The following is a 23,237-nucleotide window of genomic DNA, read 5'->3' on the forward strand; positions in this document are numbered from 1 at the left end:
TAATCGTCCACATCCAATAGCGTATTTCTAAATCGTGCGACTTCGGAGAAGCCGCATTCCATTTTTCCTTATCGACTTGTGTTACGTGCGACACAGTATCGGACTTATGCGTCGTAACTTCCTGGTCAAGTTCGGGCAGGCTTCTAAGCATTTTCCGCTTATCGATGATCATACTCTGATCAATTGCCGTTGCACCGGCCGGGACAGGCACCGTAGATAAATGCATCGCTCCGGCAGGTAAAGCAGGTTCGGTCGGTGTTGCGGCAGGTGTGCCGGCTATATACTCGATGACGCCACTCTCGTTGATAAAAATAATGTCCTCACGCGGATTGGTTGAGTCCGCGGCTGTTACAGTAATTGTTGCCGCAGCAGTATAGGCAAACCGTTTCCCGTCCGGCATGTAAATAACACCGGGCTGGACTTGCACATTCATATCCGGCGTGGCTGAAGCTGTTGTGTTTAAACCGGACTGTACTCCATAGCCGATGTTTTCGGTTTGGCGGGCTTCGTCTTCTTCTTGTAAATTTCTTAGTTGTGTAATTGGCACCCTTCCATTCACATCTAGGGTTGCAACACCTTCGGCCGTACCTTTCTCTCGTGTTGAAATAAAGACGAGTGATTCATCGATCACGGCCGTTATATTCGCTACATTATCGGTTGTTATCTGTACATCTATATTCTTTTCTATCACATCGGTACCGGTACCCGGCGGAATATATTCAGCTAAATCACCAGCGTTTGCATAACAAAAAAGGATTTCGCCTTGATCTGGATCGTTGGCAAAAATCCCCATTTCTCTAAAATAAAATCCTTCTGTTAGGTCTGCATTTCGTAAAAAAGATCCGACCGTTGTTTTTCCAAAAGGAGTAGTTTTTAATTTTGCGATGGGAAGAGATTTGATTTCTCTTTTTAACGCATTCAGGGCCAAGATAGAACTGCTTCCTAAAGTTCCATCACCGACAGCCATTCGAGTGAAGTTCAGCTGCACTCCTGCTAATGCCTTTGACATTAAATTCTTCCCTCGATTTGTAAAAATAATGCCGCCAAAAGCACTCATCTCATCACCTACTTAATTAATATATTCTCACCAATATGGACGACACCGCCGAAATAATTACCCATGTGCTCTGTTTGACGAATAATCACGTTGTCCAGGACAGAGCGGCGATTTTTCACGGTATTTAGGGCTTTAATAAAGGAATGAGCTCGTTCATTCGTTACCTCATCGTTATTTGTGACCACACGGAAATGATAAGGGAGTCCATCATAATCAAACCATTCCTCTACCAATCCCTCACCGAATATGGTTGTGATCAGTTCTTCCACAGCGGCAGGCGTCCCTTTTATTTCATGCAGATAATCTGATTTTGCGATGAGTTCCCTTTTAACCACTTCTGGTAAAGACGGTTCATAAAAATCAACATGATTTTCGTACGCAACAAAATCAAGGAGATGCGCCGGAATGGTTTTTTTAGGATCAACTATATCCGTCCGTTGCAACGCATCTTTTAATTGCGTATTAAGCGCATCCGCAAGAGCAACAGTGAAAGTATCATTTTTTAACGCAGTCGGCAGCAGCTTTTTCAGATCGATATTTTCTAAAGAATTAGTCATCTGTTAACCCCCCATATGTGACAGTCACTGTTGTGTCTGATGCAACTTGTATTCTTGACAATGCGGTATATCCAACAGGAGCCGTAAGGTTCACACGTGAGGCTCCCGCTTCTTTAACAAGAGCAATGAGCTCACCAGAATCAATCCCTCTGCCTAATTTGCTTTTTTGCCATATACGATACTCTTCAACCGCTTTTTGTACGGATGCTTGAATGGATTCAGTCATACTCTCCTTTTCAGAAGAAATGAAATATTCCAAAGTAATTGTGTAAGGGACTAATTCAGGTGCGACGACTTGAACTTTATCCGTTAGCGGTCTCACCTTCTTAGCGCTGCACTTTTCGCTCACTTGATCTAAAACTGCCTGGTTCGGTATTTCCCCATTTGCCATGAGCGGTACGATCCTAACTACGCCATCCGACGGCGAATCAACAGCTACATCGACGATTAACTGATTTGCCGATTTCGCGTGATAAATATACGCTTCGTCTGGTCCTGCTGTACTGTAACGTTCATTCGACAATCGAATACGCTCTGCATAAGGATCATTGTCCTCTAAGTCAGCGCCGCCCGATGAAGTAGTGATGTTATACACTTTGGATACAAACGAGAGCGGTTTAACAGCATTAGATATTTGCCCAGGAAGGAAATCGTTACCGATCACACCTTTTTGAGTACAAGTCAATGTAAGGTCGATCTGAGTGGCTGCAGAATCCACCGTCACAGACTCTGTCGTTTGAAAAATAATCGTACTGTCATTTTCGGCCGATATCTGATACCCCGCGGGAATGACCATTGTCGCAATCGGATTGACTTCAAACCGGAAAACGCTTGTTGCTGCAATTGGTTCCAGACGTGGCACGTTTTTATCAGCTCCTTTAATATCCAAAAAATCGTCTTCGGCATAAGCCAAAGTCGTCTGTTTCGCTGTGTAGTCGATTTTATTAAACATAAGAGAAAACGCGTATGCGATCGCTTTAACAACCTGTCTCCGTGGATCTGCTTGTGACAGTGAAATACTCATTTTAGACTCCACTTCCGCAACAATCTCTGTTTCAATTTCATCTACATCTTTATCTACAAACTGCACATCCGGAAGATTAAACCGTACCATCCGCTTTCATCACCTTTACCACTGGAATGAGTTGTCCATTTATTTCATTCTTCTCATATTTGACATGCTGCACCCGAAAATAAGGTTCGCGGGATTCAATCAGTTGAATAATTTCGCTAGAAATCAATGCCTCGACTGTATTGTTTATCGGAGCATCCACAGTTTCCCCTGACAATCCAAGCTCTTGATCTAAGACACATTCCGTTTGCCAAACAGACAAGAGAAAGCGGACATTTTGCTTAGCTGCCTCTTCTCCCGTTGCTCCCCAGTTAATCTCTGATGATATTTCAAAAGGTTTAAGTTCCATCTACACTCACACCTTTTCAAACTTTACATATTTTGTATTTGCCGAACAATACACGCCCCCGCCTAACGCATACCATGTAATGTCGGTCTTTTTACTGCCATATACTTTATATGATTGTCCTTTCCTTAAAACGCGAACGATTTTCGATTTTAAAGAAGGCCCGCTCCTTAAGTTGAGTGGTGCTTTAATAGTTACTTTTCCGATCGCCCCTTTTTTCGATGCGTTTGTTGGTTTGGATTTTATCGACGAAGCTTTTACCTTCTGTGGCGGCTTATATAGAATGGGATACTCTATTAATAACAACTCAATATCCGCCGATATGAGCCGTCCTTCATTATCACGGATTCGGTAAATTTCGTTTATTTCGTCTATTGCCCAGTTAGAGGCACTGATGGATGCGTTACTCATTATAAATTTAGATGTGATGCCGTCATTTTTTGCCCGGCGTAATCTCAGAATTTCTGCTGATGGATTAGCGCCAAGCGATGCAGATAAGCGAATAATAAATTTGATTTTCTCAAGATCTGCCCCCATAAATTCTAGGATAGACTTTCGTGACACAATTTTATGTTCCTGCCAGTTTGCCGAACCGAACCGCTCGAAGTCATCTAATGTTAAAACTTTTGCGGAAGATACTTCAAACACAACTCCTAAAAAACTTCCGATTACACCCATTCCTCACCACCTCATACTTTCCCGATTATAAAACCTTCACCTTTACTGTTAGGCAAATAAACAACAAGTACCTGATCACCGACCATCAACTGAAAGACATCGCCCCGCTGAACGATCGGCAGTTCTGAACTGACTGCATTCTCTCGATCATCATAGGTTATACGAGCGGTTGATCCTGATATAGAAGAAACTGTTCCGACGCGAATAATATCTTTCATCTTTAATATCCCTCCAGGCATCGACGAACTTCAATATATGTTTCCGTTCCGTTTTCAGCAGAGAAAGAGTACCGAACCTTTGTAACAATGTATTTCCCATCGAATTTTCCATATCCTTTTACATTAACCGTCATACCGGCATAGTAGCCGCGAATTCCAGCGAAAAGGAACGAGCCCGTACAAGCTTCCTTATTCGCCGCCCGCAAGCGTTTTTTTGTTAAACGCATTGCTTCTGCCGTATTTTTCACCTCTTCATTAATCACTAATGTCCGGCCAGCCCTAATGGCCTTTGGTGGGACAAAGGTATGCCTGATGGTCTTTTTACTCTTGGGATTTTTATATGTGACTTTAGCCGCCCGGTATTGCTTGGATAGTGACTCATCAAGAGAAAAATCTTTTAAATTTACATCTTTTGCATTAATAGTCCTTTGTGCTACTGCTTTTTCTAGTTTCGCTTCATCAATAACAACGATCGTATTTCTGCTGATTTTCAGCGTTAAACCGGCATCTTCCGTTATTTTTTTTAAATACTCGATATCCGTTTCACCGGACTGTTCCTCCCGTTCAATTTCCGGGCTATCGTCGGTTTGATAGTAAAGTTTTAATCCGTTCACCTTCGCAATATCTTCCATTATGGTTTCAAGTCTCGTTTTCTCCCAAGCACGGTGATGACGCTCTCTCAATTTGGATGTAGGCGGCAAAGTGATGGCACCCATGCGGAATCCTGTTGGATCTATCTCAAATTCGTCAATTTCAAACTGCCCCATCGGTTTCTTTTCAATCTTTACGTCGCCATTCCAATAGAGCAGGTTAATATTCGCAACAAGTACTGCTCCCTGCTCCGGCCGCCATGCTCCTTGCCAAAGCTTTCGGCTGTTTTCGAGGAAAATGTCAATGCTGTCCGCTTCTCCACTTAAATTGTCAGTTATGACCCATTCTTTTAAAAAGGGGTGGATATATTGATCAATTGTTTGATTAAGATAGCGGAGCCCGAGTGTTGTTCTACGCCCCAACATCGTTATCGACTCCTGAAGGTTCTTCCTCATCCTCTTCAACAATATCATTCATCCACGGCGGATTATCTACCGTTTCAACATCAACGATATCCGGTATATTTAAAGTGATACCAGGCGGAAAAATTAGAAAATCTCTAAATTTTTGATTTTCGTCCAGCAGCAAGGGGAATAAATACTCGCTCCCAAGCTCTTTATACGCAACTCTTGACCATGTATCGCCTTTTATTGTCGTGTATTGTTTCATTTGAACGACAACCTTTCTTTGTTCCGCTTATATTTCTTCATATCACGTTCAAAATTGGCTCTCTCTCTTTTAAGAATTGGTTCAACTTCGCGCTCACTCACACCGCTAATGACCGGCGCATAGGTGAATGAATCTCCACCTGATGATGCGGCCGAAATCTTACCGCCTTTCTCAAATAAAGAACCAGCACCAATGAGTCTTCCGGTTTCTTTCCATAAACTTAGAGCGCGCGGATCCCGCTTCCTGATCGGGATGTTCGCCTCGTCATAACCTGCCTCTGCAACCATCCCTACATGCGGGCTCCTTGCAATGCCACCGCGAGCATATTTTTTCGGCTTCGCTCCACCAACCGATGCTGATACACTTGGTGTCGGAACAGAAGCGATTCGGGCAGCCAACGAGTTAAGCGCTGATTTCACGGCAGCTGCACCTGATTGAATACCATTAATCGATGCGACCCAACCCGATGCCTGACCAGCGATAGAAGCGAGAATGGATAAATTTCCTCGAACCATATTTCCCGCTGCAGTAAGTGGAAAAATCGCTCCTACCATCCAGCCGCTTGCTTGTGCTGTGATCGTTGCCAGAATAGACATGCTTGAATTTAAATTCATGCCGTGTGCTTGTAATCCGTAGAACGTACCGACCACCCATCCAGAAGCCTGAGCAGAAATAGAAGCAAGAATGGATAAGCTACTATTTAAATTCATGCCGTGTGCCTGTAAACCATAAAATGTTCCGACCATCCATCCACTGGCTTGAGCTGTAATGGAAGCGAGAATAGACATACTTGAGTTCAGATTTTGGCCACTACCTTGTAACCCATAAAAGGCACCTACAACCCAGCCGGAAGATTGAGCCGTAATGGAAGCAAGGATGGTAAGATTACCGGCCACTATTTTAGCCTGTGCCACTGCTTGTTTTATTGCTGAATCCAGACCGGCTGTTTCTACTTTTCCTGCACCTGATGCTATTTGAGTATTCGCACTACTACTTCGGGCCGCATCGACGGCTTTTCCTCCTAAAAACTTACCGCCTAGGTAACCAACAGCACCACCCGCCAAACCACCCAGTATCGTACCGACTCCAGGAGCGAGCATTGTACCAAGTGCCGCTCCTACCTTAGCCCCGCCCCATCCTCCAGCAAGCCCTGTTGCAGATTGAGCGGTAGCTTTTACTTTGTCATTCGATTTAGCAATGGAATAAGCTTCGCTTGCAAGTGTTAATGGAAGGGCTACTTTCCCTAAAACACCCCCGAACTTCGCTAATTTTCCGGAAGATTTTAATAAACTTTTGTTTGCTGTTGCCTGTATCTTGGCTCCTTTTTGCGGGAAAGGGACTACATTACCCTTAGCGCTGTTTTTCGGAACACCGGACTGAACAACAGGTGCTTTTTTTGTTGGTATTGGTGCAGTACCTCCTCCACCACCCGGTCCCGGCCCTTTCGGTATATTCTTCAGTGATTTCTTACCTGCCCGATTTGCCGCGTTGACCCTGCCTTTAGCAAGCAATTCTTTTGCTGCCAATAAAGGAGAAATCGCGGTATTGACAGCAAATTTCAAACCAAGAAAACCTAATCGCGCGGCCACCAGTGCGGCTCCGGTCCCGACAATCGCTTTTGTGGCATCCGGATATTTAGCTGCCATATCCGCGAGTTTCGTTGTGAAGTCGGCTGTAGCCGACATGCCCTCATTTAAAGTTGGCAGTACAACATCACCAATTTTAACGGCTGCTTCTGTTCCAGAGTTTTTCAGCATTTGCAATTGAGCATTGCTAGTTTGATTACGAGCATCTGCCTCACGCTGAGAGGAACCCTTCGCTTCTTCTGCATCCACAAGCTTTAAGTGCTTTCGATATTCCTCAAGTCCGCCGACAAGAACAGCAACATCATCGCCGTATTCCTTGCCGAACAATCCAGTTAAAACAGACGTTTGTGTTTCACGATCAAGCTTCTTGATCGAATCGAGAACCTTGAGAATGGTGCTTTGCGCATCTGTAGCCATACCTTTAGAAACTTCTTCTGAGGTCATGCCTAACTTTTCAATGGCTGTTTGAAAGCGCACCGGTTGTTCTTTCGCTAATGCTAACTCACGCATCAACGCAACACCGGCGGTACCTGCAACCTCTTCCGTTTTACCGAGTGATAGAAACGTACTGGAGAGTGCAGCTACTTGTTTCTCAGTCATATTTAATGCTTTACCCTGACCGGATATCCGCATCATTGTTTCGACGATTCCGCGGCCGCTCGCTAGTGTTTTATCATCTAAATAGTTGATGATATCGCCAAGACCGCCAATTTCAGAAGGCTTTATACTAAATGTGTTGGCCAGCTTCCCCATAGATGTACCGATTTCTTCAGGTGCCATCTCAAACGCTTCGCCGAGATTTGCAACAATTTTTGTAAAGCCGACTAATTCGTTTTTAGGAACGCCCATTTTTGCTGAGAAAGCCATTAGCTGAGCAAGTTCGCCATTCGCTACACCCATTTCACGACCCATCTTAAAGACTTCATCGCGCATTTCATAATAGGTGGATGTCAGTTTTCCATTGCCATCTCGTGCCCCCTCTACTTGCTTCGCGACACCGAGCATCTGCGTTTCAAAATCCATAGCCGTTTTCGTGGCAATTACTAAAGGGGTTGCCACAGCCGCTGTATCAACAATTTGACCTCGAACCTCACTACTATCTCTTTGAAGTTGTTGTCGACGGCTCTGCGCTTCGGCCATACGACTTTGAGCCTGCGCTGCGCGTTCCATGTTTTTAGTTAAACGCGCGTGTGTAGACTGGTACCGCGAGGCTGAAATAGAGCCGTTTTTATAAGCTCTGTCCAGGTCTCGCAGACCAGATTTTAAATTTTTAGTCGTATCATTAAGCCGGCTTAATTCCTTATTTGCGCTTGAGAAAGCTGAACGGAAGGAGCCAGCCAGGCTGCCAGCAATATTAAAACTTATTTCAAAAACCTTTTTAGCCATTCGGACTCAACTCCTTCGATGCTTCAATTGTGGCATCAAGCCACAATTCCAATTCTTCAAACGGCATTGATAAAAAGAAAGAAGGTGGCGAATAATTTACTCGTGCCACCTTCAAAATCAGTTTTCGGTATTCGTGGAGATCTCCTGGCTTGGAGATTCCGATCTCACTAAAAAAAGTGCAACCTGTCCGGTTACTTCCATGAAGTCAAACATAGATAAACGTTCCAGATCATCCGGAATCATTTTAGCCGCTTTCGCCGCTAAAATTGAAAGACCCTCTTGTGTGTAAAGAGGATCGATTCCCCCGAATCCTTTTGAACGAACTTCACGATCAGCATCCAAAACATCCTTACCTGTAAGATTTTCCAAAGGTAAATTAATTTCTTTAATTTCCTTTCCATCGATTTCAATTGCGTTACGTAATTTCACAACTGTCATGTAAAATCTCCCCTTTCTTATAAACCTAATGCCTGACGAACTTCTGCGAACTGGTCAACGCCGTCAACGATAAATTTATAGTTGTATTTATCAAGCTCTATCAGCGTCTCTCCGTCCTGTTCGATTTTAATATAGACGGTCTCTACTTCCGTTGTTCCTTCGGTTGGGGTTGACGTTTCAAGCTTACCGGGCTCAAGATTTTTCGTTGTACCGCGAACCACAACACGCAACTTCGATACGCCAACTTTGCCAGTAGCTGCGTCATTGACTTGTAATGCTGCACGAATATCAAAACTATGGACATTTTGACCAAGAAGCATCCATAGTTCTTTTACAATTGATCGCCATGACAGTTGTAGCTGCATGCTTTGAAAGTGACCAATCGTTGGGGTGTCCACTTCTCCAAGTATACCGATACCTCTTACCGTCTCCGTCATGTTTTGAAAATTAGGAAGCGTGACATCTGCCAAGGCTCTAGTATCAATATTTTCATCAATATATACCCGCGCCTGAATGAGACGTTCCGGTATTGTATTTACTCCCATGTACTATTCCTCCTTAATTAAATAAAGTTCCTAAATAAGACATATCGAACTCAAGAATAAATTCAAGATCCTCTGCCGGAGTCGGAGATGCGATAAATACATTCAGCCGCACTTTTCCATTTACCAGATCCGTCGTTGGATTTTCGCTTTGTCTAAATTCCACACGACCGCCCAATAGAGCTCCGCGGGCAGAAAGACCGTTAAGCCAAATGTTCAATGTATCTACTACATTGTCAATTAGAGTCCGATTTGACGGGTTATCAACCTTTTCCCAAAACGTAAGAATAATTGTGTTGTTTACCCAGTTGAACATGCGGCGTAAAGGTATAAAGTTATCCTTTACATCGCCACTAGCTGGATATGCTGCTGTTCGATTCCCCCATAACTTCCATCCACCAACAAAATTCAGCGCTGTGACGATACCTTGACCATTTAAGTAATTCGCTTTTGGCAAATCTAAAGTGACGGATTGTCCGTTTTTCAGTACGGTATCCACCGCTTTAATCGGTTTGTTAGACGGACTCACGAATGGAATGTCACCATTAACAGCATCCGTCAAACAACTAACAGCCGCGGCTTGCGTCGATAGGTGGTAAATGTCCGCGTCCATTTTCACTTTTGGCCAAAACACAAATTGAGCAGGAGCCGAATAATTGTTATCGTTTTTCCACTGCGGAACAGCCGTATAAACTGCTGCGGCTTCTGTATCGGCATCATTTAATGTCACCGCTTTGAAAACAGAGTTAATATTCGTTGCTTTTGCTGCCATGACGGCAGCTATTGATGGTTTTTGACTGAATCCCGGTGCTAAAATCTGTCCTGGAACAAGTCTGAATTTAGGAAATACACTATTGATAAGTTCCAATCCGGTAGCTTGTCCTGTTGTGCTGTTGGTTCCTCCGATAATATCTGCATCTGTAACAAGAGTAGTATTTAAATAGCTGTAAGACGCGGTTACTGCAGCAGCTGACGTTAAAGCACCCCCCGTAATCGGTGTAATGATAGCGTATCCGGCATCATCAAAAGACAATACATAATCTGTACCTTCTACAGCTGCAGTTGTCCCCGCTTTGACCGTAACTGTATTGAGTAAAACACCGCTTTGATTAATTTTATACACTCCATTTTCCGCAACAGTTGCCCCGTCGGTAACGGTTGTTGTATGCGTTTCCGGATTAAGTGTATTAATAAATACAACGGGGGCCACTTCAAATAAATCAAAGTGTGACTTCATAAACTCGCAAAGCGTGAATTTACCCCATTCATCCGAATAACCAAGTTTAGCTATAGCTTCTGATTTTGTATAAACTAAGATTGGCTCATAAATGGATGGAAGTGTTTCTGCTAAATGAATTGGTGCTGTACCGATGACAACCGGTAAACCAGCAACCACGGTAGCCACCGTGCTTACGGATGTGCTTCTCTCTGTCGTTCGGATCCCATGATTATAGGTCATTTATTACACCGCCTGTTCTTTTAAATATTTTAAGACCGCTTTAAATCGAGCATTTTCAACTGTTCCATTCTGTCCGATTTTTTGTTCAATTCCCGCAAATTTCTCCACAGGAACTAACAACATCTTGATTTCTTCACATTTTGTCACTTCATCTTTTAAATACTCCGGAATCCCGTCAATGAACACTGCGTAACGCTGGAGCATATTATTCGGCAGATTGGGCCCGCAATAAATAAGAGATTCTTGTTCATTCCTTTTTACATTTTGTCTTTTTTCAACAGGCTTTTTAGGTGTTTTTGAGTTTGTATCTGTTGCTTCTGATTTTTTATCTACTTGATTAACTTGAGAATCCGTTCCAGAATTCGTCATCGAATTGCCCTCCTCTTAATTTTGCATCTTCAATTTGAATGCGCGGCATTAAAAACGACACTTCTATCCAACCGACCCATTCGGGAAAAGGTTGCTCTTCAGGAAGCGTCGTTTTTATAGGTTGATCCGTATCAAGTGTGAAAGCACCAAATGATGGTCTATTCAACAGTTTCATTTCTACACGAGTCAAAACATTTGCCACGTAACGCCATCCTTCTTTTGTGTCTTCGGAATACGTACCTGCTAAGATTCGAACTTTACCAGTTTTTTGTTTTTTATTAATTTCGGATGTTAAAAAACGAACTAAAATATACGGGAAATCAGGCAAAGGATCACCGCTCTGAATCCTTTTTTGTTTTTCACCCAAGAAGCCTGCTGCAACCTTTGGCGCTTTTGTTAAGCCTTCAACGTTTGTGTTTAAATCATATTCTTTCACAACTTTTTCAAGAAAAACGACTAATTCATCAACCAATCCATTAATGGTCATGACGCCCCTCCCACAAGACGGCTGATTTCATGATCCAGACGTTTCTGCAGCGTATCATATGCTTTGTTTTCTACCCAAGCAGAAACTGTATCACTGCCAAGCATCTGAGGAATGGATGGCCCATACAACTGCTCAATAGGCAGACGCGGCTTACCAACACGGCTAAAAACACCAATGTAGCCGCTTCTCATCTGTGCAACAAATGCGCCAGGTATCGGTCCGCCACCGCCTTTTTTTACACGAGCCGTAATCGGTCGTTTTCGTTTTGGATTTGGTGCTTTCGGGTTTACCCGGAACTTAATTAAAGGAATAACGGAGCCTTTTGATACAACCGATGCCCCGAAATCCCCCATGCTTGCACGATGAATGCGGATAGTCGATGTAACGTCCGCTTGTTTGATGTGGTATTCCTGCCTTGCAGCACGACCTGCTTCCGTCCGGGCACTTTGTGCAGATCGATTTACTGCCCGCATAACTGCTTTTGGCAATCCGTTTGGTACTTCAATTAATGCCGCACGTGCCTTTTCTAACTGTTCAACCGTCAATGTGATCATGACTCATTCGCCCCCAGTTCTATACGATACAGTCCGTCTACATCTGCGCATTTAAGAACGAAATATAAATCACCGTCAACATTCAGCGAATTACCTACAATTGGCTGATATCCCAGTACACTTGTTTCAACAAAAAGAACGATCCTGGAAAAAAACACGCCGTCCGCATGTTCATTGTCCGATCGTTCTCTCAATAAGTCTGTATCGATAAGTGCTGGCGTTGCTACGCCATCAATCGTGTGAATATCCGCAAATTCAGCAGTATTCAAAAAAATCTTTAAATCTTGCTGAAGCTGTTCTTTAAAATTCATTGCGACTCACCAAAATGAAGTATTGTATCGACAATATCTTCTTTTTTGGTATTTTGAGAAACACCTTCAATACCCTTTTCTTCAACGATTTTTAACAATTCTTCTTTTGTCAAAGAAAGAAGTTCGTTTTTTTGTGAATCTGCTTTATCTTTTTCAACAATTGATTTCGCTGCTTTACTTTCAATGAATTTTTCAGCAAGAGTTTCATCACATGAGAATTTTTCACCCGGATCAATTACAACACCGTTAATAAAGACTGGCTGTATTGCCTTAAGAATCTTCATGAGCTCACCCCTTTATCCGATTTTCAATCGAGCAACAGCTCCAGCCGCTGCTTTTGCTTCTATAATCCACCCAGCTGGAACAGTACCCGTAGCATTTGAACTAAGAGCTGTTCCATCCCAATATACAGCTTGTCCCACTGTAAATGCTTCTGTTGTCACAGCCGGTAAATCAAACACTCCAATAACATGTACACTACCGGCGGATCCAACAGGAATGTCGCACCCTGCCACACCAATGCGTGTTGCAAGGCCAACGACATCGTTTGATTTAATTTCAGCAGTACCATTATTTTTATAATCAATCGTTTCGCCGCGATGAATGTAACTTGTTTTAGGATTATTTAACATTTTACTTTCCACCTTTCGTTAATTATACAGCGCCGTTGTTTTTAACAGCTGTTTTGTAATCGACAATCGTAACACCGTAGTCAATGTAAATATCCCACATGTAACCGAGCTGTCCAGCTGGCGGCTGTTTCATCACAATGGTCGGCATGTCGACTCCGTTTAAGAAATCTACTTGAATCGGGCTGCGCAATTGGTCAGAAGTGAGATACCATTCTTTTCCGCCATTGGCCGTCGCATCATCCAATTCCGCATCGCTGACGATTGTAAAAGAGTTAAAGAATGGATTTTTGATATTCGGATTCGTTTGAGCGGGGTCCACAGTAGAACCGATAAATTGACCCGCTACTGTTTCTAAAGCAGTCGGTACAATCATGAACCGTGCCGGAATGTTCATTTTTACGTCTCCGCCCACGGCTTTTTGATTCCGCATTTTAATACGCATATCAGACACGGATTCTACATTTGGTGCAGACGCAACACCTGAAATGTTACCGTGCTCCGCATGGAATAGCTGTTTACCATCCCAAATCGCAGGGTTCTTTGCAAGAAGCTGATACACAAGACGATTAATACCCAGACGAGCTGATTGAGCATAAAGAGCCGGCATTGTCGAAATAAAATCAACATCGTCATTAATGAACGCTTGACGAGACATAGAAAATTGACGGCCGAATGTAAGAAGCTGGCGTTGTGGTCCTTCTTCCGCATTGACCATATCGTGCTTCAATTCACCGTTTTCCGGCACCTGTAATAGCTCGCCGGCAGTACCCACTGTATATGTTTTAGTCGGACGGAAGTCGCGCAATGTGCCTCTCTTTGTCCAAATTTGATATGTTGTCTGAGCATCTGTGTATGCTTTTTCAAAAACTGTGCGCGCCGTTTGGTCCATGATACCGGTAAATAAGCTTGTCGGTGTCATATACTGGCGTAGAATATCATCATTGCTGAGACGAGAAGCGTTTGCCACGCCTTCCAGGCGAAGGGACTCAATTGCCAATTCGCGCAGTGACATATTGCGAAAATCATTCGCGCCACCCACCGGCTTTTCAACATCTAGTCCTACGCGAAGGGCCAAGCCATCACGTGCGGCATCACGGAATTTGTCTCCTTCATCCCGAATAACTCCAACGCTTGACGGTGCTTTTTCCTGAATCTGTTTTTCAAGGATGAGCGCCCGAACCTCATCAATTGTTTTGCCGGATTTAATATATTCATCTGCATCATAACCAAAGCTGCGGCACAGATTGCCGATATCAAGCGTACGCTGACGCTCCACTTCCATCGCCTGGCGCTGAATATCTTCTACGTTGATTGGACCCGATTTTTGTTGCTGCTGATCGGGTTCAGCGTCCCGCATCGCTTCGATGGCCGTCTGCAACTGATCAAATTCGCGCTGCTCTTCAGCTGATAAATCACGTTGTTCTGCTTTTGCTTTATCAAGAATAGCTTTCTGGCGTGCTAATTTTTCTTTAAGATTCATCTTGGAAACCTCCAATAAAATTATTGTTTAACTGCAATTGTTTAAAATAAATAGATTTTGGTTCCGAACGCTCCGCTGGAGCAGAAGTATTCGAAAACGGAATCTCCATCTCTCTGCCGACGCCGACCGTTGCATCTGCCGGGATGGACACGACCGAAATTTCAAACGGCAGCCATTTCAGCGCAATGCTGCATGGACCAGTAAAACGACCATCGCTGGATGTTTTTCCTGCCGCGACTTCTTCCCAGCTATCAACGCGATAGCCGACGCTGACACCCTTTAATGTGCCGCTTTTAACTTTTTGATAAATTACATCGCTGTCCGCATCCTCATCGAATGTGACAAGCGCTTTACCGCGTCCATTTTCCGTCCATGCTTTATCGATGCGGCCGATCACTTTGTCTCGTGAATGGTTATACAGCAGGCATCCAATTTCATTGAGGCGGGATAAATCCATTGACCCTTCTGAATGACTTAAAATTTCAAGTCCGAACCATCGCTCATATGGTTCTTCAGAAGAAAAACTCAATTCAACTTGCCTTTTTACTTCATCGACCGCCCGAAAATCAATGGCGGCATCACGATTTAGCTGCATTACCTTATCCTTCGTCATCCTCAATCACCCCCTTCTTTTTCATGTAGTCAATTTCTCTCGCCCGCTGATCCACCACCTCCTTCCAGTCGTGGCCAGCAGATGCAGCGATTTCAGCAAGCGTCGTCTGATTCGTTTCAAGCGACACTTTATTGGCATTTGCTTCTTTTATAGGATCAATCCACTTCATTCCAGGTGATACCCATTCATGGTTCAAGTATTCATTTTTATTGCTCCAAAAATCTTTGATGGAAATTGCACCGCTCAAAACAGCGGAAATCAAAAACGTTTCATATATTTCGGAAAGCATGTGGTCAATTAAATACTGTTGTTCAATTTGGTACGTTTTGAAGTCTTCCAGCAATCCCTGGCGGGCACTGCTGTAATTGACTTGTGACATGTCACGAGCTGTAGCTTCATATGAAATCCCCTGCCCGCTCCCGGTCAATCGTTGCTGCAGGCGGACAAAATCAGCGGCGCTTGCTCCTTGAGCCGGTGGATTCACGGCTACAACATCGTCGCCCGGATTCAATTCCATGATCATTCCTGGACTGAGTGTTTTGCCTTCATATCCAGCAGCAGTCGTTCCTGATCTGCCCTGCCGCCCAATTCCGCCTGTTGTCGGATCTTGCCGCTTAATAAAAACAGACAAGCAGGCCGCAACCCGTTCTTTCACGCTCACGGCTTCCATGTATGAATTTGTGTCGCGGATTCGACTGATCGTCGGGGACATTTCCGACATTTCACGAATTTGAGACGGACGCTTTTTGTTCCATAAAAAAATGACATCATCCGCTTCGATCCGGTCTGATTTTCCGGAATAGAAACCATGAATGTCATAGTTTTTAAAATAATAGGCAATCGGTCTATTAAATTCATTGTACTCGATGCCGTTAATGATTCTCCCGCTTCTACTTTGCTGCATCGTGTCTAAATCATCCACTTCCCGCAGCTGCAAGGTGAAAGGAACAATACCGCCTCGCGTATACCGCTTGATTATAAAGATACCGCCATCGACTTTCTTTCGTCGAACGGACATGCGGCACATTTCATTAAAGCTTTGTTGGGCTGTCACGTCACAGTTTCGAGGTTTGCACCATTCTTTCCAGAGTTTTTCAATCGTTTCGTTCAGCTCTTCATCAGTTGTTTTCGCCTGTAGCTTAAATCCATTGCCGACGACGTTTCGCTCAAAAGCACCAACAATACTTTCCTGAATATCCGAATTACGTTCAAGATCACGCGCTCTTGCCCTAATTGTTTCTCGATAAACGCTATCTGTTTGTTCGGCGGTCGCATTCACTACACGCCACCCGGCATTTAGATGATCATTTGCGCCGGCGTCATAGTTTCGAATTTCTTCGTACGCTTTCCGCCATGCCTCACGACGATAAGCTGATTCCGGTGAAACTAGTGCGATCGCTTTATCAAGCCATCCCATCTTTTTACCTCCTGTCAAAAACACTTACAGATGTATTTGGAAATACTGATCCCGGATTGTTTTCATAATTGATTTGTGCCAGGAGCTGTTTTTGTCTTTTATACAATAGATCCAAGTCAGCTCTTCTTAAACGCCGGCCTTCAATCCAGTATTCTTGACCGCCCACTTCAATGGCCGTAATCGCTTCATTCACCTGTTGCAGTTGTTCTTCCAATGTCATTCATTATCACCCCCTACAATTTTACAGCCATTTATTTTTCCCAAGCCACGAATCATTGAAATTCATCGCATCAGTATTTTGTGGATGCTCAACCGGTTTTTTATCGGCATCTTCATCCTCTTGCATTAAATGAATGGTCCGGACGTTCAAAACATCTGCTGCTGCAAGAGCGTATACTTCGCAGTCAAGATAATGGTTGTCAGCATGCGTCGTCTTCGGTACCCAGCGCTGAGCATTTCGCCCACCGCTTGTTTTCACATTGACCCGGTGTTCCGCAGTCACCTGTTCGGCATATTCCCGGTCACAGTCTTTGTACACCATCCAAGAGCCTTGTCCGTTCTTTTTTTGCAGCCGTGAAGCGATCATATCCTTATACTTACCACCATCGACAAGTAAAAGGCGGGTTCCATGAGCACGGGAAGAAACTTTGTTGATCGTGCTTATTTTAAAATGAGCATAGCTATTCGCCACCCCTTTGACTGGGATCGCCCATTCGCTGTTTGTCGCACAAAAATCATATACATCATCCGTTTGGTCGCCGGAATCGACGCCGCAAAGATTGACCATGAACGCTTCGCCGCTCCGATTCTTATATTCAACGTTCATGATGTTTTCGATTTCACGGAAACTCATCGCCTGACCATGCGCAATGTTCTGACTCGTTAAATACGGCCCCCATGCACGGATTGTCCAATAAAGGCTCGTTTCCTGCACATCGACACCGCCCGTCAGCATAACCGCCCAGTCCGGCACTTCAAATTCTTCATGATCAGTCTGTCTTTCCATAACCATATCAGCATTCGTTTTCATTTTCGTGTCTTCCCACGGTTCGGCCAGCCACGAGTTAATAAAATTCTGAAACGCTTCAGGATCATCCTTCGTGGTCAAATACTCTTTCGCAATTTCACCGAACCGCACAAACGGCGAATACAGAGTATTCATCCAGTAGGCGACTTTCCGGGGGAATTCCGTCCGCTTCTCAACAACTTCCCACCGCCCAAACCGTAGCATTTGCGGCTTGTGCTGATCGGTGATGATGCAGCCACATTCCTGACAGACATAATTGGCAAATTCCGCACGGTCTACATTGCTCATGCCGTCTTTTTTTGGCCAGCGAATATTTTGCATTTTCAATTCGATGTATTCGCCGCAGTGAGGACACGGAACTTTATAATGTTTCACCACATCCGCGTTTTCTTTTGCTTTCCAGATGTGATTTGTTTTTAAAGTTGGCGTTGACGTTAGAAAAATTTTCTTGTTCGGAAACGTTTTTGTCCGCTCGCGGGCAAGCTTGATCGGGTCTGCTTCTTTTTTGCTGGCACCGGGATATTTATCGACTTCATCCAGAAAAAGAAAACGAATCGGCTTACTGGAAAGAGAAGATGGAGAGTTGGCCCCGCTCAATGTGATGTACATGCCTTCGCACTGCAATTCCAGTCTGCTCGATCCCGCTTCAATGAATTTCTTTTTTAATTCCGGCGAAACACGTAGCATCGGCTGAATCCGGTTTTCCGAAACACTTTCCGCTAATGTATCTGTCGGGTAGACGATCATGGCCGGATTCGGATCTTGCATAATAACGTAGCCCAGCATATTATGCAACGCTTCTGTGCCGCCAACCTGTGTCGGTTTTACGAATACAATTTCTTCTGTTTCGACATTATTAAATTCATTCATGATGTCATTAAGATAAGGAGTGACATCATTGCTCCATTTTCCAGGGATTGCCGATGACTTTCCATCCAAAACACGGTATTTCACGGCCCATTCACTTACAGTTAAATTTTCAGGCGGTTTCAAATAGCGAAGGGGCTGCTTGATAAAGTCCGGCCAATTATGCTCTTTTCTTTTTCGCATGATAAACACCGTCCACACTCATCTGTTCCAACGCATCGTTTATTGTATCTGCCAGCATCTTCTCAATTCTTCTGGCTTCCAGCGGTTCTACATAAGGTCCAACTTCGGATGCCAGCTTTCGAGACAAAGACATAGCTGATTTTTTAAAGATAAGGAAAAACCGAGACAATTCTGCCTCGGCAATTTCCTTATCAATGTATTTTCCATTCGCAATATCGGCTTTAAGCCTTGAAAGATCGGATTGGGCTTCCTTAAATGCAATTTCGGCTTCTAATTTCTTTTTCTGAAGATTTACAGCCTTGTTCTCTTCGGAATCATCATTGTAAATGAGTCCTCTCCATTTGAGTACGTGCTTCAAATCCCACCAGCCTCTACTGTGCTGCGTCAATCCTTGCCTTTTCCAATCCGTCAGCGTCCTGTCGCTAATCTCAAGCAATTCAACCAGCTGTTTTGTTGATACCACCACAACGCCACCCAGTTCTTTATACCCATACAAATCAATCACCTCAATTCCGAAGTTCCGAAGTCGAATTTTTTTATTTTATGGAGGAGAATTTCGGGGCCTCGCAGACCCGCATAGGGTCATCCCCCTCAGAAGGACCCGTCAACCCAGTAGCGTCGCCGATTTCTCGACTGCATAAGAAAAAGCACCCTCTGGTGAAGGTGCTTGAATTATAAATCGTTTAAAGCAATTTGTATTTCCTGTAAGAGCTGTTCTTTAGATTTACTACTTGGGTAATCCCTGTATACTTTATCGTGCCCTTTTAGGTGACTTAACCAACCGTCTAATAAACTAAGGTAAGTGTTCTCTGTGTGACTTAAACTGCTCGCCGAACCTACATATCCATTTCCAGCTACGAATGTTTCGAAACGAACAGCATAAGGGCCATGTTTTGCGTCATTGAATCGCTTCAAATGGAGGTTCCCATTAAAGTCAATCACCAATGAATTATTATAGTTATCATCACCTTCAATTAGGACTTTTTCCAAATCTTCTTCAGTAATAAAATTCTTTATTGGCTTTCCTGTTCGATGCGGACGAACCGAGACTACAGGATCCATTAAATTGGATACTACAGGATTAACTTCAGTTTGCTTTCCATCAAGGTCAATGTGCTTTGTTTTATCGACCCAGGACTTAGCATCATAATAGCTTTCAAAGATCATATCATCTTCGTGAACATCCTGTTCATCACCTTTAAATTCCTTAAAAGTTCCATCTTTTTTTAATCTGTGTGATGTATAAATAGTTTCTGATACATCAATTGTAAATATCATTTTCCTCACTCTCCCTTTCTCCTGCATAATTCTAGGAAAAAGGTAATTATCCTACAAAAATCGCTCGACAAATATCGACAAACAAAAGACCCCGACACCAATGCCGGGGCGAAAAAGGAGGATGAAACAGTTTGGATCAATATGGGTCAGCCTATTACATTGGCTTACTTACAGTATATACGCATATTGTCTATAAAGCTGTTCCCTCTTTGTTACCTCTTTTTGCTTCATCGGCATGATCCCACTCCCACAAACTCAATTTCCCTTTAGCATCAACTGGTGAAGGTAATGTTTTTATATTGTCTAATTCCCAGGCAAAACGGCCTTCTGTATAGTCGCCGAATTTAATTTCTAATCCGCTTATACCAGGACCGGTTGTAATGGCAATCTGATTGCAAAAGTTAGTAACTACTTTGTGGCAATCTTGAATTTCCGCTATTGCTAATACGGCGCCTGTCGGCAAATCTTTATACGATCTGATGCCATGTTCCGCTAACGTGCTTTTAATCCACGTATCTTCACAAGCCTCTTTATCAATCGACTTGCCTGCATGTATAGCAATCTGACCTCTATACTTTGTCTGCCATGAACGTGTTTCAAATCTCTTTTCTCCTAATGCAATGAGTGTCGCCCACGGCTGTTTAATAGTGATAGCTTTCATAATTCACTCCTTATTGGATATAATCGGGATCACTCTGGCTATTCTGGTCATGCCGTTCCTTATTGGCTTTTGATACGACTTTACGAATGTAGCCATATGAATAGCCAAGCTCCTTGGCTATTTCCTGATAAGATTTATCTTCAATGAAGCGCATGCGGGCAATACGATATGCCAGCCCATTCAGTGCATTAATACTGTCATCCATTTCTTCTTTCAGCTGCAGGCAGAAATCCAATTGCTCCTGCAGTTTATTTATTTTCACATTAATTCGATCTGTATTTTCAGCAGCCACTTGAATGCCATATTCCTGTGCGCCTCGTCCAGTGAATGGCAGCCTGCCTTCAACGCCAAAATTACGGCCGTACCAAAAATCCCGATCCACCTGCAGCATTTCTATCTGGAGCTGGATCACATCGATCTGCCGCACAAGATCTGCATAGTTTTTCATAATCTCCATGTTTCAGCACGCCCTTTCTTTTTTTATGTCGGTAACAAATGTAGTAACAGGATCGTAACAGTTCTTTTGCTACCTCAAAATCCTTTTATATCAGCGCTTCAACACGATCCGGTAGCAGGTAACAGATATTTTGCTCATCCTTTTTATATTTTTCTTTTTTTATCTCTTCTTCTTTTTTTTTGTTTTTTATACTAATATCTATTATTATTTGTTACTTAAAAAATAAATAAGAGATAAAACTATATATAATAAGGGTTTGTTACGGTAACAGATCGAAAAATACATCTGTTACCTTTAATTTTAGAAAAAACGTGCTCAACCCTTGAAAATACTGTGTTTGATTAAGGTAACAAATATTAAGGTGCATCCCGGTACCTTATCTGTTACTCCTCACTTTGATCCCTTGCATAAATACGTACATTTTTCCCATCAATTTTCTTTTGCTTTGACTCCCAACCAGCCTTCTTCATTCGCCGGCCGAACTCGGTGCTGCCGGACGCTTTCAGGCCTTCATCCTCACAATAAGCCACATACATTGCATAAATATCGCGTGTTTTTTTCCCTTCAATCTCCGCGTCATAGTTCTGCAAGAAAGAAAGGGCACTGTCCGATGAAATGAAATATTCCTCCGTCTGCTGGTTGATCGTTTCGGATTCCGTCAAGTGACCGCCGTTCCCACGGATACGGGCAGCGCCTTCCAATGCCAGGCGTAACAGATAGGACTTTGCATTGACCGTAGACAGCTTTTCGTCGATGTGAATGTCTTTCTTGGTCACTTTGTTATCGCATGGAATGACAACGATCCGTCTGGCCACGCCCCCGGACTTATCCCGGAACATGGGCATCTCGTTACAAGTAAACACGAGTGTCGCACGATTTTCGACCATCGTGGCTGCCGAATATATCGGTCGGACCATGACCGGATCCCCGGATGCCAGCGTCTTGAAATTTGATGACTTGTCCAGGTATGAAGCATTAATATCATCGGCAATGTTTACAAGCTTTCCGACCAGGCTGTATATGGATGTGTCATCGTCGAATTTGTCGAGTGGCACGCCGGTGTGAAGGCTGTCTGTGAAGCGTTTGACCATTTTGATGAAAGTCGATTTTCCGTTATAGGCACTCGGGCCATAAAGAAAAAACACTTTATGTGGAAATCCTTTCGTCATGAGAATGTGGCCAAGCATTTCTTCGATAACGGTCCTTAAATCTTTCCTGCCTTTCGCTAAGAAATTAAGAAAATCATCCACGTCTTTGTCATACGCCTGCTCATCGTACCGGGCATCGAGAAAGTATGGCGTGAAGCCGGCATCAATCTGAATGACTTCGCCTTCATCAATGACATACCCACCTGGAAGCATCACCGGAAAATCCCCGTCTTCCACGAGCGATGCCTTGATTTTAAACAGGTCAAGCAGCTGCTTATGATTCGATGGCTTCAGCTGAATGTGCTGGTCAATTTCCCGCAGCAGTTTATTGTCATCGGTGATATACCGGTCTTTTTGTTTGAAGAAAAGCCGGCCGGAATAATAATGGATGTCGAGGCGTTCGGTCAGCACTTCACTGGTCATGACCATGTCTTTGGCATCGAGATATTTTTCTTTTTTCTTGACCGGCTTTTTCTCGAGCACAGACTGAAGAACAGTCATGGCTTCGTCACCCATCGGATCCGCGAACACGTAATGATCGATGAATCCCGCTAATGTCTCAAGTGTCTCTTTATCCAGTGCATATTGTTCGGCAGATGTCAGCAAATGACTGTATAGGGCTGAATTTCGTCCCTGATGTTCTTTGAGACCCAACAGGTCATGTTTTAATTTGGACGGCCACAGAAGCAATGGCAGCTCCGGAAGAGAATCTAAATCGTACAATAGATGATCGTTTTCCATCTTCCGCAGCTGTCCATTCTGTTTAATCGTCGCCTGTGACTTGGTACCGGTCTTATAATCAACTTTTACACCGCCAACCGTGAGCTTCCCGGTATAGTTCCGGATGGGTGTGCTGATCTGCTCCGTCGTCGGGCGCTTATACCACAGGTGAAAGCCGCGGGACGTATGTACTTTTAACGTCGGATACGTGTCGAAGATGACATCCGCAGCCTTTGACCGTTCGTCGAAATCCACAACGACCAATTTCGTGTTTAAGATTACGCCGGCGTCTTTGTAATTGGTGTGATCGGTGCTAAAAATATCAAAAGAGTGTTTCGGCACTTTGCCGTCCAGTTCGATGTATTTAAGAATAGAAGATTTTTTGTTAGATTGGCCCATTAACGATTGTTCCCTCCTTTCTTCTGTGATAAAAT

At 43.7% G+C, this 23,237-nt stretch carries 28 protein-coding genes; all 28 read right to left on the minus strand.

Annotated elements, in window-relative coordinates; translation table 11 throughout:
- On the minus strand, positions 1 to 1,009 hold a 1,009-nt coding region (locus tag BTO30_RS14840), incomplete at its 3' end, for a phage tail protein (RefSeq protein ID WP_245796508.1).
- A 56-nt stretch (positions 1,010 to 1,065) separates the two neighbouring features.
- On the minus strand, positions 1,066 to 1,614 hold the full coding sequence (locus BTO30_RS14845) for a phage tail protein I (RefSeq protein ID WP_075399488.1): 549 nt from the start codon (positions 1,612 to 1,614) through the stop codon (positions 1,066 to 1,068).
- Positions 1,607 to 2,728, minus strand: coding sequence for a baseplate assembly protein (locus BTO30_RS14850; RefSeq protein ID WP_075399489.1), 1,122 nt, complete (start codon positions 2,726 to 2,728; stop codon positions 1,607 to 1,609). Before BTO30_RS14850 ends, BTO30_RS14845 begins: the two co-directional genes overlap by 8 nt.
- Positions 2,715 to 3,035: a hypothetical protein gene (locus BTO30_RS14855; RefSeq protein WP_075399490.1), complete on the minus strand. Its 321-nt coding sequence runs from the start codon at positions 3,033 to 3,035 to the stop codon at positions 2,715 to 2,717. Before BTO30_RS14855 ends, BTO30_RS14850 begins: the two co-directional genes overlap by 14 nt.
- 6 nt (positions 3,036 to 3,041) lie before the next feature.
- Positions 3,042 to 3,710: a phage tail protein gene (locus BTO30_RS14860; protein WP_075399491.1), complete on the minus strand. Its 669-nt coding sequence runs from the start codon at positions 3,708 to 3,710 to the stop codon at positions 3,042 to 3,044.
- Between the two features lie 11 nt (positions 3,711 to 3,721).
- The gene (locus tag BTO30_RS14865; protein WP_075399492.1) at positions 3,722 to 3,928 is read right to left on the minus strand and encodes a hypothetical protein; all 207 of its coding nucleotides are present in this window, start codon (positions 3,926 to 3,928) and stop codon (positions 3,722 to 3,724) included.
- Between the two features lie 2 nt (positions 3,929 to 3,930).
- Entirely contained in the window at positions 3,931 to 4,944 is a 1,014-nt protein-coding gene (locus BTO30_RS14870) for a phage late control D family protein (RefSeq protein WP_075399493.1), read from the minus strand.
- Positions 4,931 to 5,188 carry a tail protein X gene (locus BTO30_RS17510; protein ID WP_075399494.1) on the minus strand — a complete coding sequence of 86 codons (258 nt, stop codon included), beginning with the start codon at positions 5,186 to 5,188 and terminating at the stop codon, positions 4,931 to 4,933. The genes BTO30_RS14870 and BTO30_RS17510 overlap by 14 nt, the downstream gene beginning before the upstream one ends.
- Positions 5,185 to 8,160: a phage tail tape measure protein gene (locus BTO30_RS14880; protein ID WP_075399495.1), complete on the minus strand. Its 2,976-nt coding sequence runs from the start codon at positions 8,158 to 8,160 to the stop codon at positions 5,185 to 5,187. Before BTO30_RS14880 ends, BTO30_RS17510 begins: the two co-directional genes overlap by 4 nt.
- A gap of 117 nt (positions 8,161 to 8,277) precedes the next feature.
- Entirely contained in the window at positions 8,278 to 8,598 is a 321-nt protein-coding gene (locus tag BTO30_RS14885) for a phage tail assembly protein (protein ID WP_075399496.1), read from the minus strand.
- A 17-nt stretch (positions 8,599 to 8,615) separates the two neighbouring features.
- Positions 8,616 to 9,143, minus strand: a complete 528-nt coding sequence (locus BTO30_RS14890; RefSeq protein ID WP_075399497.1) for a phage major tail tube protein — start codon at positions 9,141 to 9,143, stop codon at positions 8,616 to 8,618.
- Positions 9,144 to 9,156: 13 nt separating this feature from the next.
- Complete coding sequence (locus BTO30_RS14895; protein WP_075399498.1) at positions 9,157 to 10,599, minus strand: phage tail sheath family protein; 1,443 nt, start codon at positions 10,597 to 10,599, stop codon at positions 9,157 to 9,159.
- A 3-nt stretch (positions 10,600 to 10,602) separates the two neighbouring features.
- Positions 10,603 to 10,968 (minus strand): hypothetical protein, encoded by a 366-nt coding sequence (locus BTO30_RS14900; RefSeq protein ID WP_075399499.1) that lies wholly within the window; start codon positions 10,966 to 10,968, stop codon positions 10,603 to 10,605.
- On the minus strand, positions 10,937 to 11,455 hold the full coding sequence (locus BTO30_RS14905; RefSeq protein ID WP_075399500.1) for a hypothetical protein: 519 nt from the start codon (positions 11,453 to 11,455) through the stop codon (positions 10,937 to 10,939). Before BTO30_RS14905 ends, BTO30_RS14900 begins: the two co-directional genes overlap by 32 nt.
- Positions 11,452 to 12,009: a phage tail protein gene (locus BTO30_RS14910; RefSeq protein ID WP_075399501.1), complete on the minus strand. Its 558-nt coding sequence runs from the start codon at positions 12,007 to 12,009 to the stop codon at positions 11,452 to 11,454. The genes BTO30_RS14905 and BTO30_RS14910 overlap by 4 nt, the downstream gene beginning before the upstream one ends.
- Positions 12,006 to 12,320, minus strand: coding sequence for a hypothetical protein (locus BTO30_RS14915; RefSeq protein ID WP_075399502.1), 315 nt, complete (start codon positions 12,318 to 12,320; stop codon positions 12,006 to 12,008). The genes BTO30_RS14910 and BTO30_RS14915 overlap by 4 nt, the downstream gene beginning before the upstream one ends.
- Positions 12,317 to 12,604 (minus strand): hypothetical protein, encoded by a 288-nt coding sequence (locus BTO30_RS14920; protein WP_075399503.1) that lies wholly within the window; start codon positions 12,602 to 12,604, stop codon positions 12,317 to 12,319. Before BTO30_RS14920 ends, BTO30_RS14915 begins: the two co-directional genes overlap by 4 nt.
- 12 nt (positions 12,605 to 12,616) lie before the next feature.
- The gene (locus BTO30_RS14925; RefSeq protein WP_075399504.1) at positions 12,617 to 12,952 is read right to left on the minus strand and encodes a DUF2190 family protein; all 336 of its coding nucleotides are present in this window, start codon (positions 12,950 to 12,952) and stop codon (positions 12,617 to 12,619) included.
- A 22-nt stretch (positions 12,953 to 12,974) separates the two neighbouring features.
- Positions 12,975 to 14,432: a phage major capsid protein gene (locus tag BTO30_RS14930; protein ID WP_075399505.1), complete on the minus strand. Its 1,458-nt coding sequence runs from the start codon at positions 14,430 to 14,432 to the stop codon at positions 12,975 to 12,977.
- A complete protein-coding gene (locus BTO30_RS14935; protein ID WP_083632459.1) occupies positions 14,422 to 15,045 on the minus strand; it encodes an HK97 family phage prohead protease in 624 nt (207 codons plus the stop codon). The genes BTO30_RS14930 and BTO30_RS14935 overlap by 11 nt, the downstream gene beginning before the upstream one ends.
- The gene (locus tag BTO30_RS14940; protein ID WP_075399506.1) at positions 15,032 to 16,462 is read right to left on the minus strand and encodes a phage portal protein; all 1,431 of its coding nucleotides are present in this window, start codon (positions 16,460 to 16,462) and stop codon (positions 15,032 to 15,034) included. The genes BTO30_RS14935 and BTO30_RS14940 overlap by 14 nt, the downstream gene beginning before the upstream one ends.
- Before the next feature lie 4 nt (positions 16,463 to 16,466).
- The gene (locus tag BTO30_RS14945) at positions 16,467 to 16,682 is read right to left on the minus strand and encodes a peptidylprolyl isomerase (RefSeq protein ID WP_075399507.1); all 216 of its coding nucleotides are present in this window, start codon (positions 16,680 to 16,682) and stop codon (positions 16,467 to 16,469) included.
- A gap of 21 nt (positions 16,683 to 16,703) precedes the next feature.
- Positions 16,704 to 18,539 carry a phage terminase large subunit family protein gene (locus BTO30_RS14950; RefSeq protein WP_075399508.1) on the minus strand — a complete coding sequence of 612 codons (1,836 nt, stop codon included), beginning with the start codon at positions 18,537 to 18,539 and terminating at the stop codon, positions 16,704 to 16,706.
- The gene (locus BTO30_RS16930) at positions 18,517 to 19,002 is read right to left on the minus strand and encodes a hypothetical protein (RefSeq protein WP_143331985.1); all 486 of its coding nucleotides are present in this window, start codon (positions 19,000 to 19,002) and stop codon (positions 18,517 to 18,519) included. The genes BTO30_RS14950 and BTO30_RS16930 overlap by 23 nt, the downstream gene beginning before the upstream one ends.
- A gap of 209 nt (positions 19,003 to 19,211) precedes the next feature.
- Complete coding sequence (locus BTO30_RS17755; protein ID WP_245796510.1) at positions 19,212 to 19,817, minus strand: hypothetical protein; 606 nt, start codon at positions 19,815 to 19,817, stop codon at positions 19,212 to 19,214.
- Between the two features lie 190 nt (positions 19,818 to 20,007).
- Positions 20,008 to 20,478, minus strand: a complete 471-nt coding sequence (locus BTO30_RS14965; RefSeq protein WP_075399509.1) for an ASCH domain-containing protein — start codon at positions 20,476 to 20,478, stop codon at positions 20,008 to 20,010.
- A gap of 10 nt (positions 20,479 to 20,488) precedes the next feature.
- Positions 20,489 to 20,935 carry a sigma factor-like helix-turn-helix DNA-binding protein gene (locus BTO30_RS14970; protein WP_075399510.1) on the minus strand — a complete coding sequence of 149 codons (447 nt, stop codon included), beginning with the start codon at positions 20,933 to 20,935 and terminating at the stop codon, positions 20,489 to 20,491.
- Positions 20,936 to 21,318: 383 nt separating this feature from the next.
- A complete protein-coding gene (locus BTO30_RS14975) occupies positions 21,319 to 23,202 on the minus strand; it encodes a phage/plasmid primase, P4 family (protein ID WP_075399511.1) in 1,884 nt (627 codons plus the stop codon).
- Positions 23,203 to 23,237 lie beyond the last annotated feature (35 nt).

Source organism: Domibacillus antri, assembly GCF_001936625.1.
Classification (GTDB): domain Bacteria; phylum Bacillota; class Bacilli; order Bacillales; family Domibacillaceae; genus Domibacillus; species Domibacillus antri.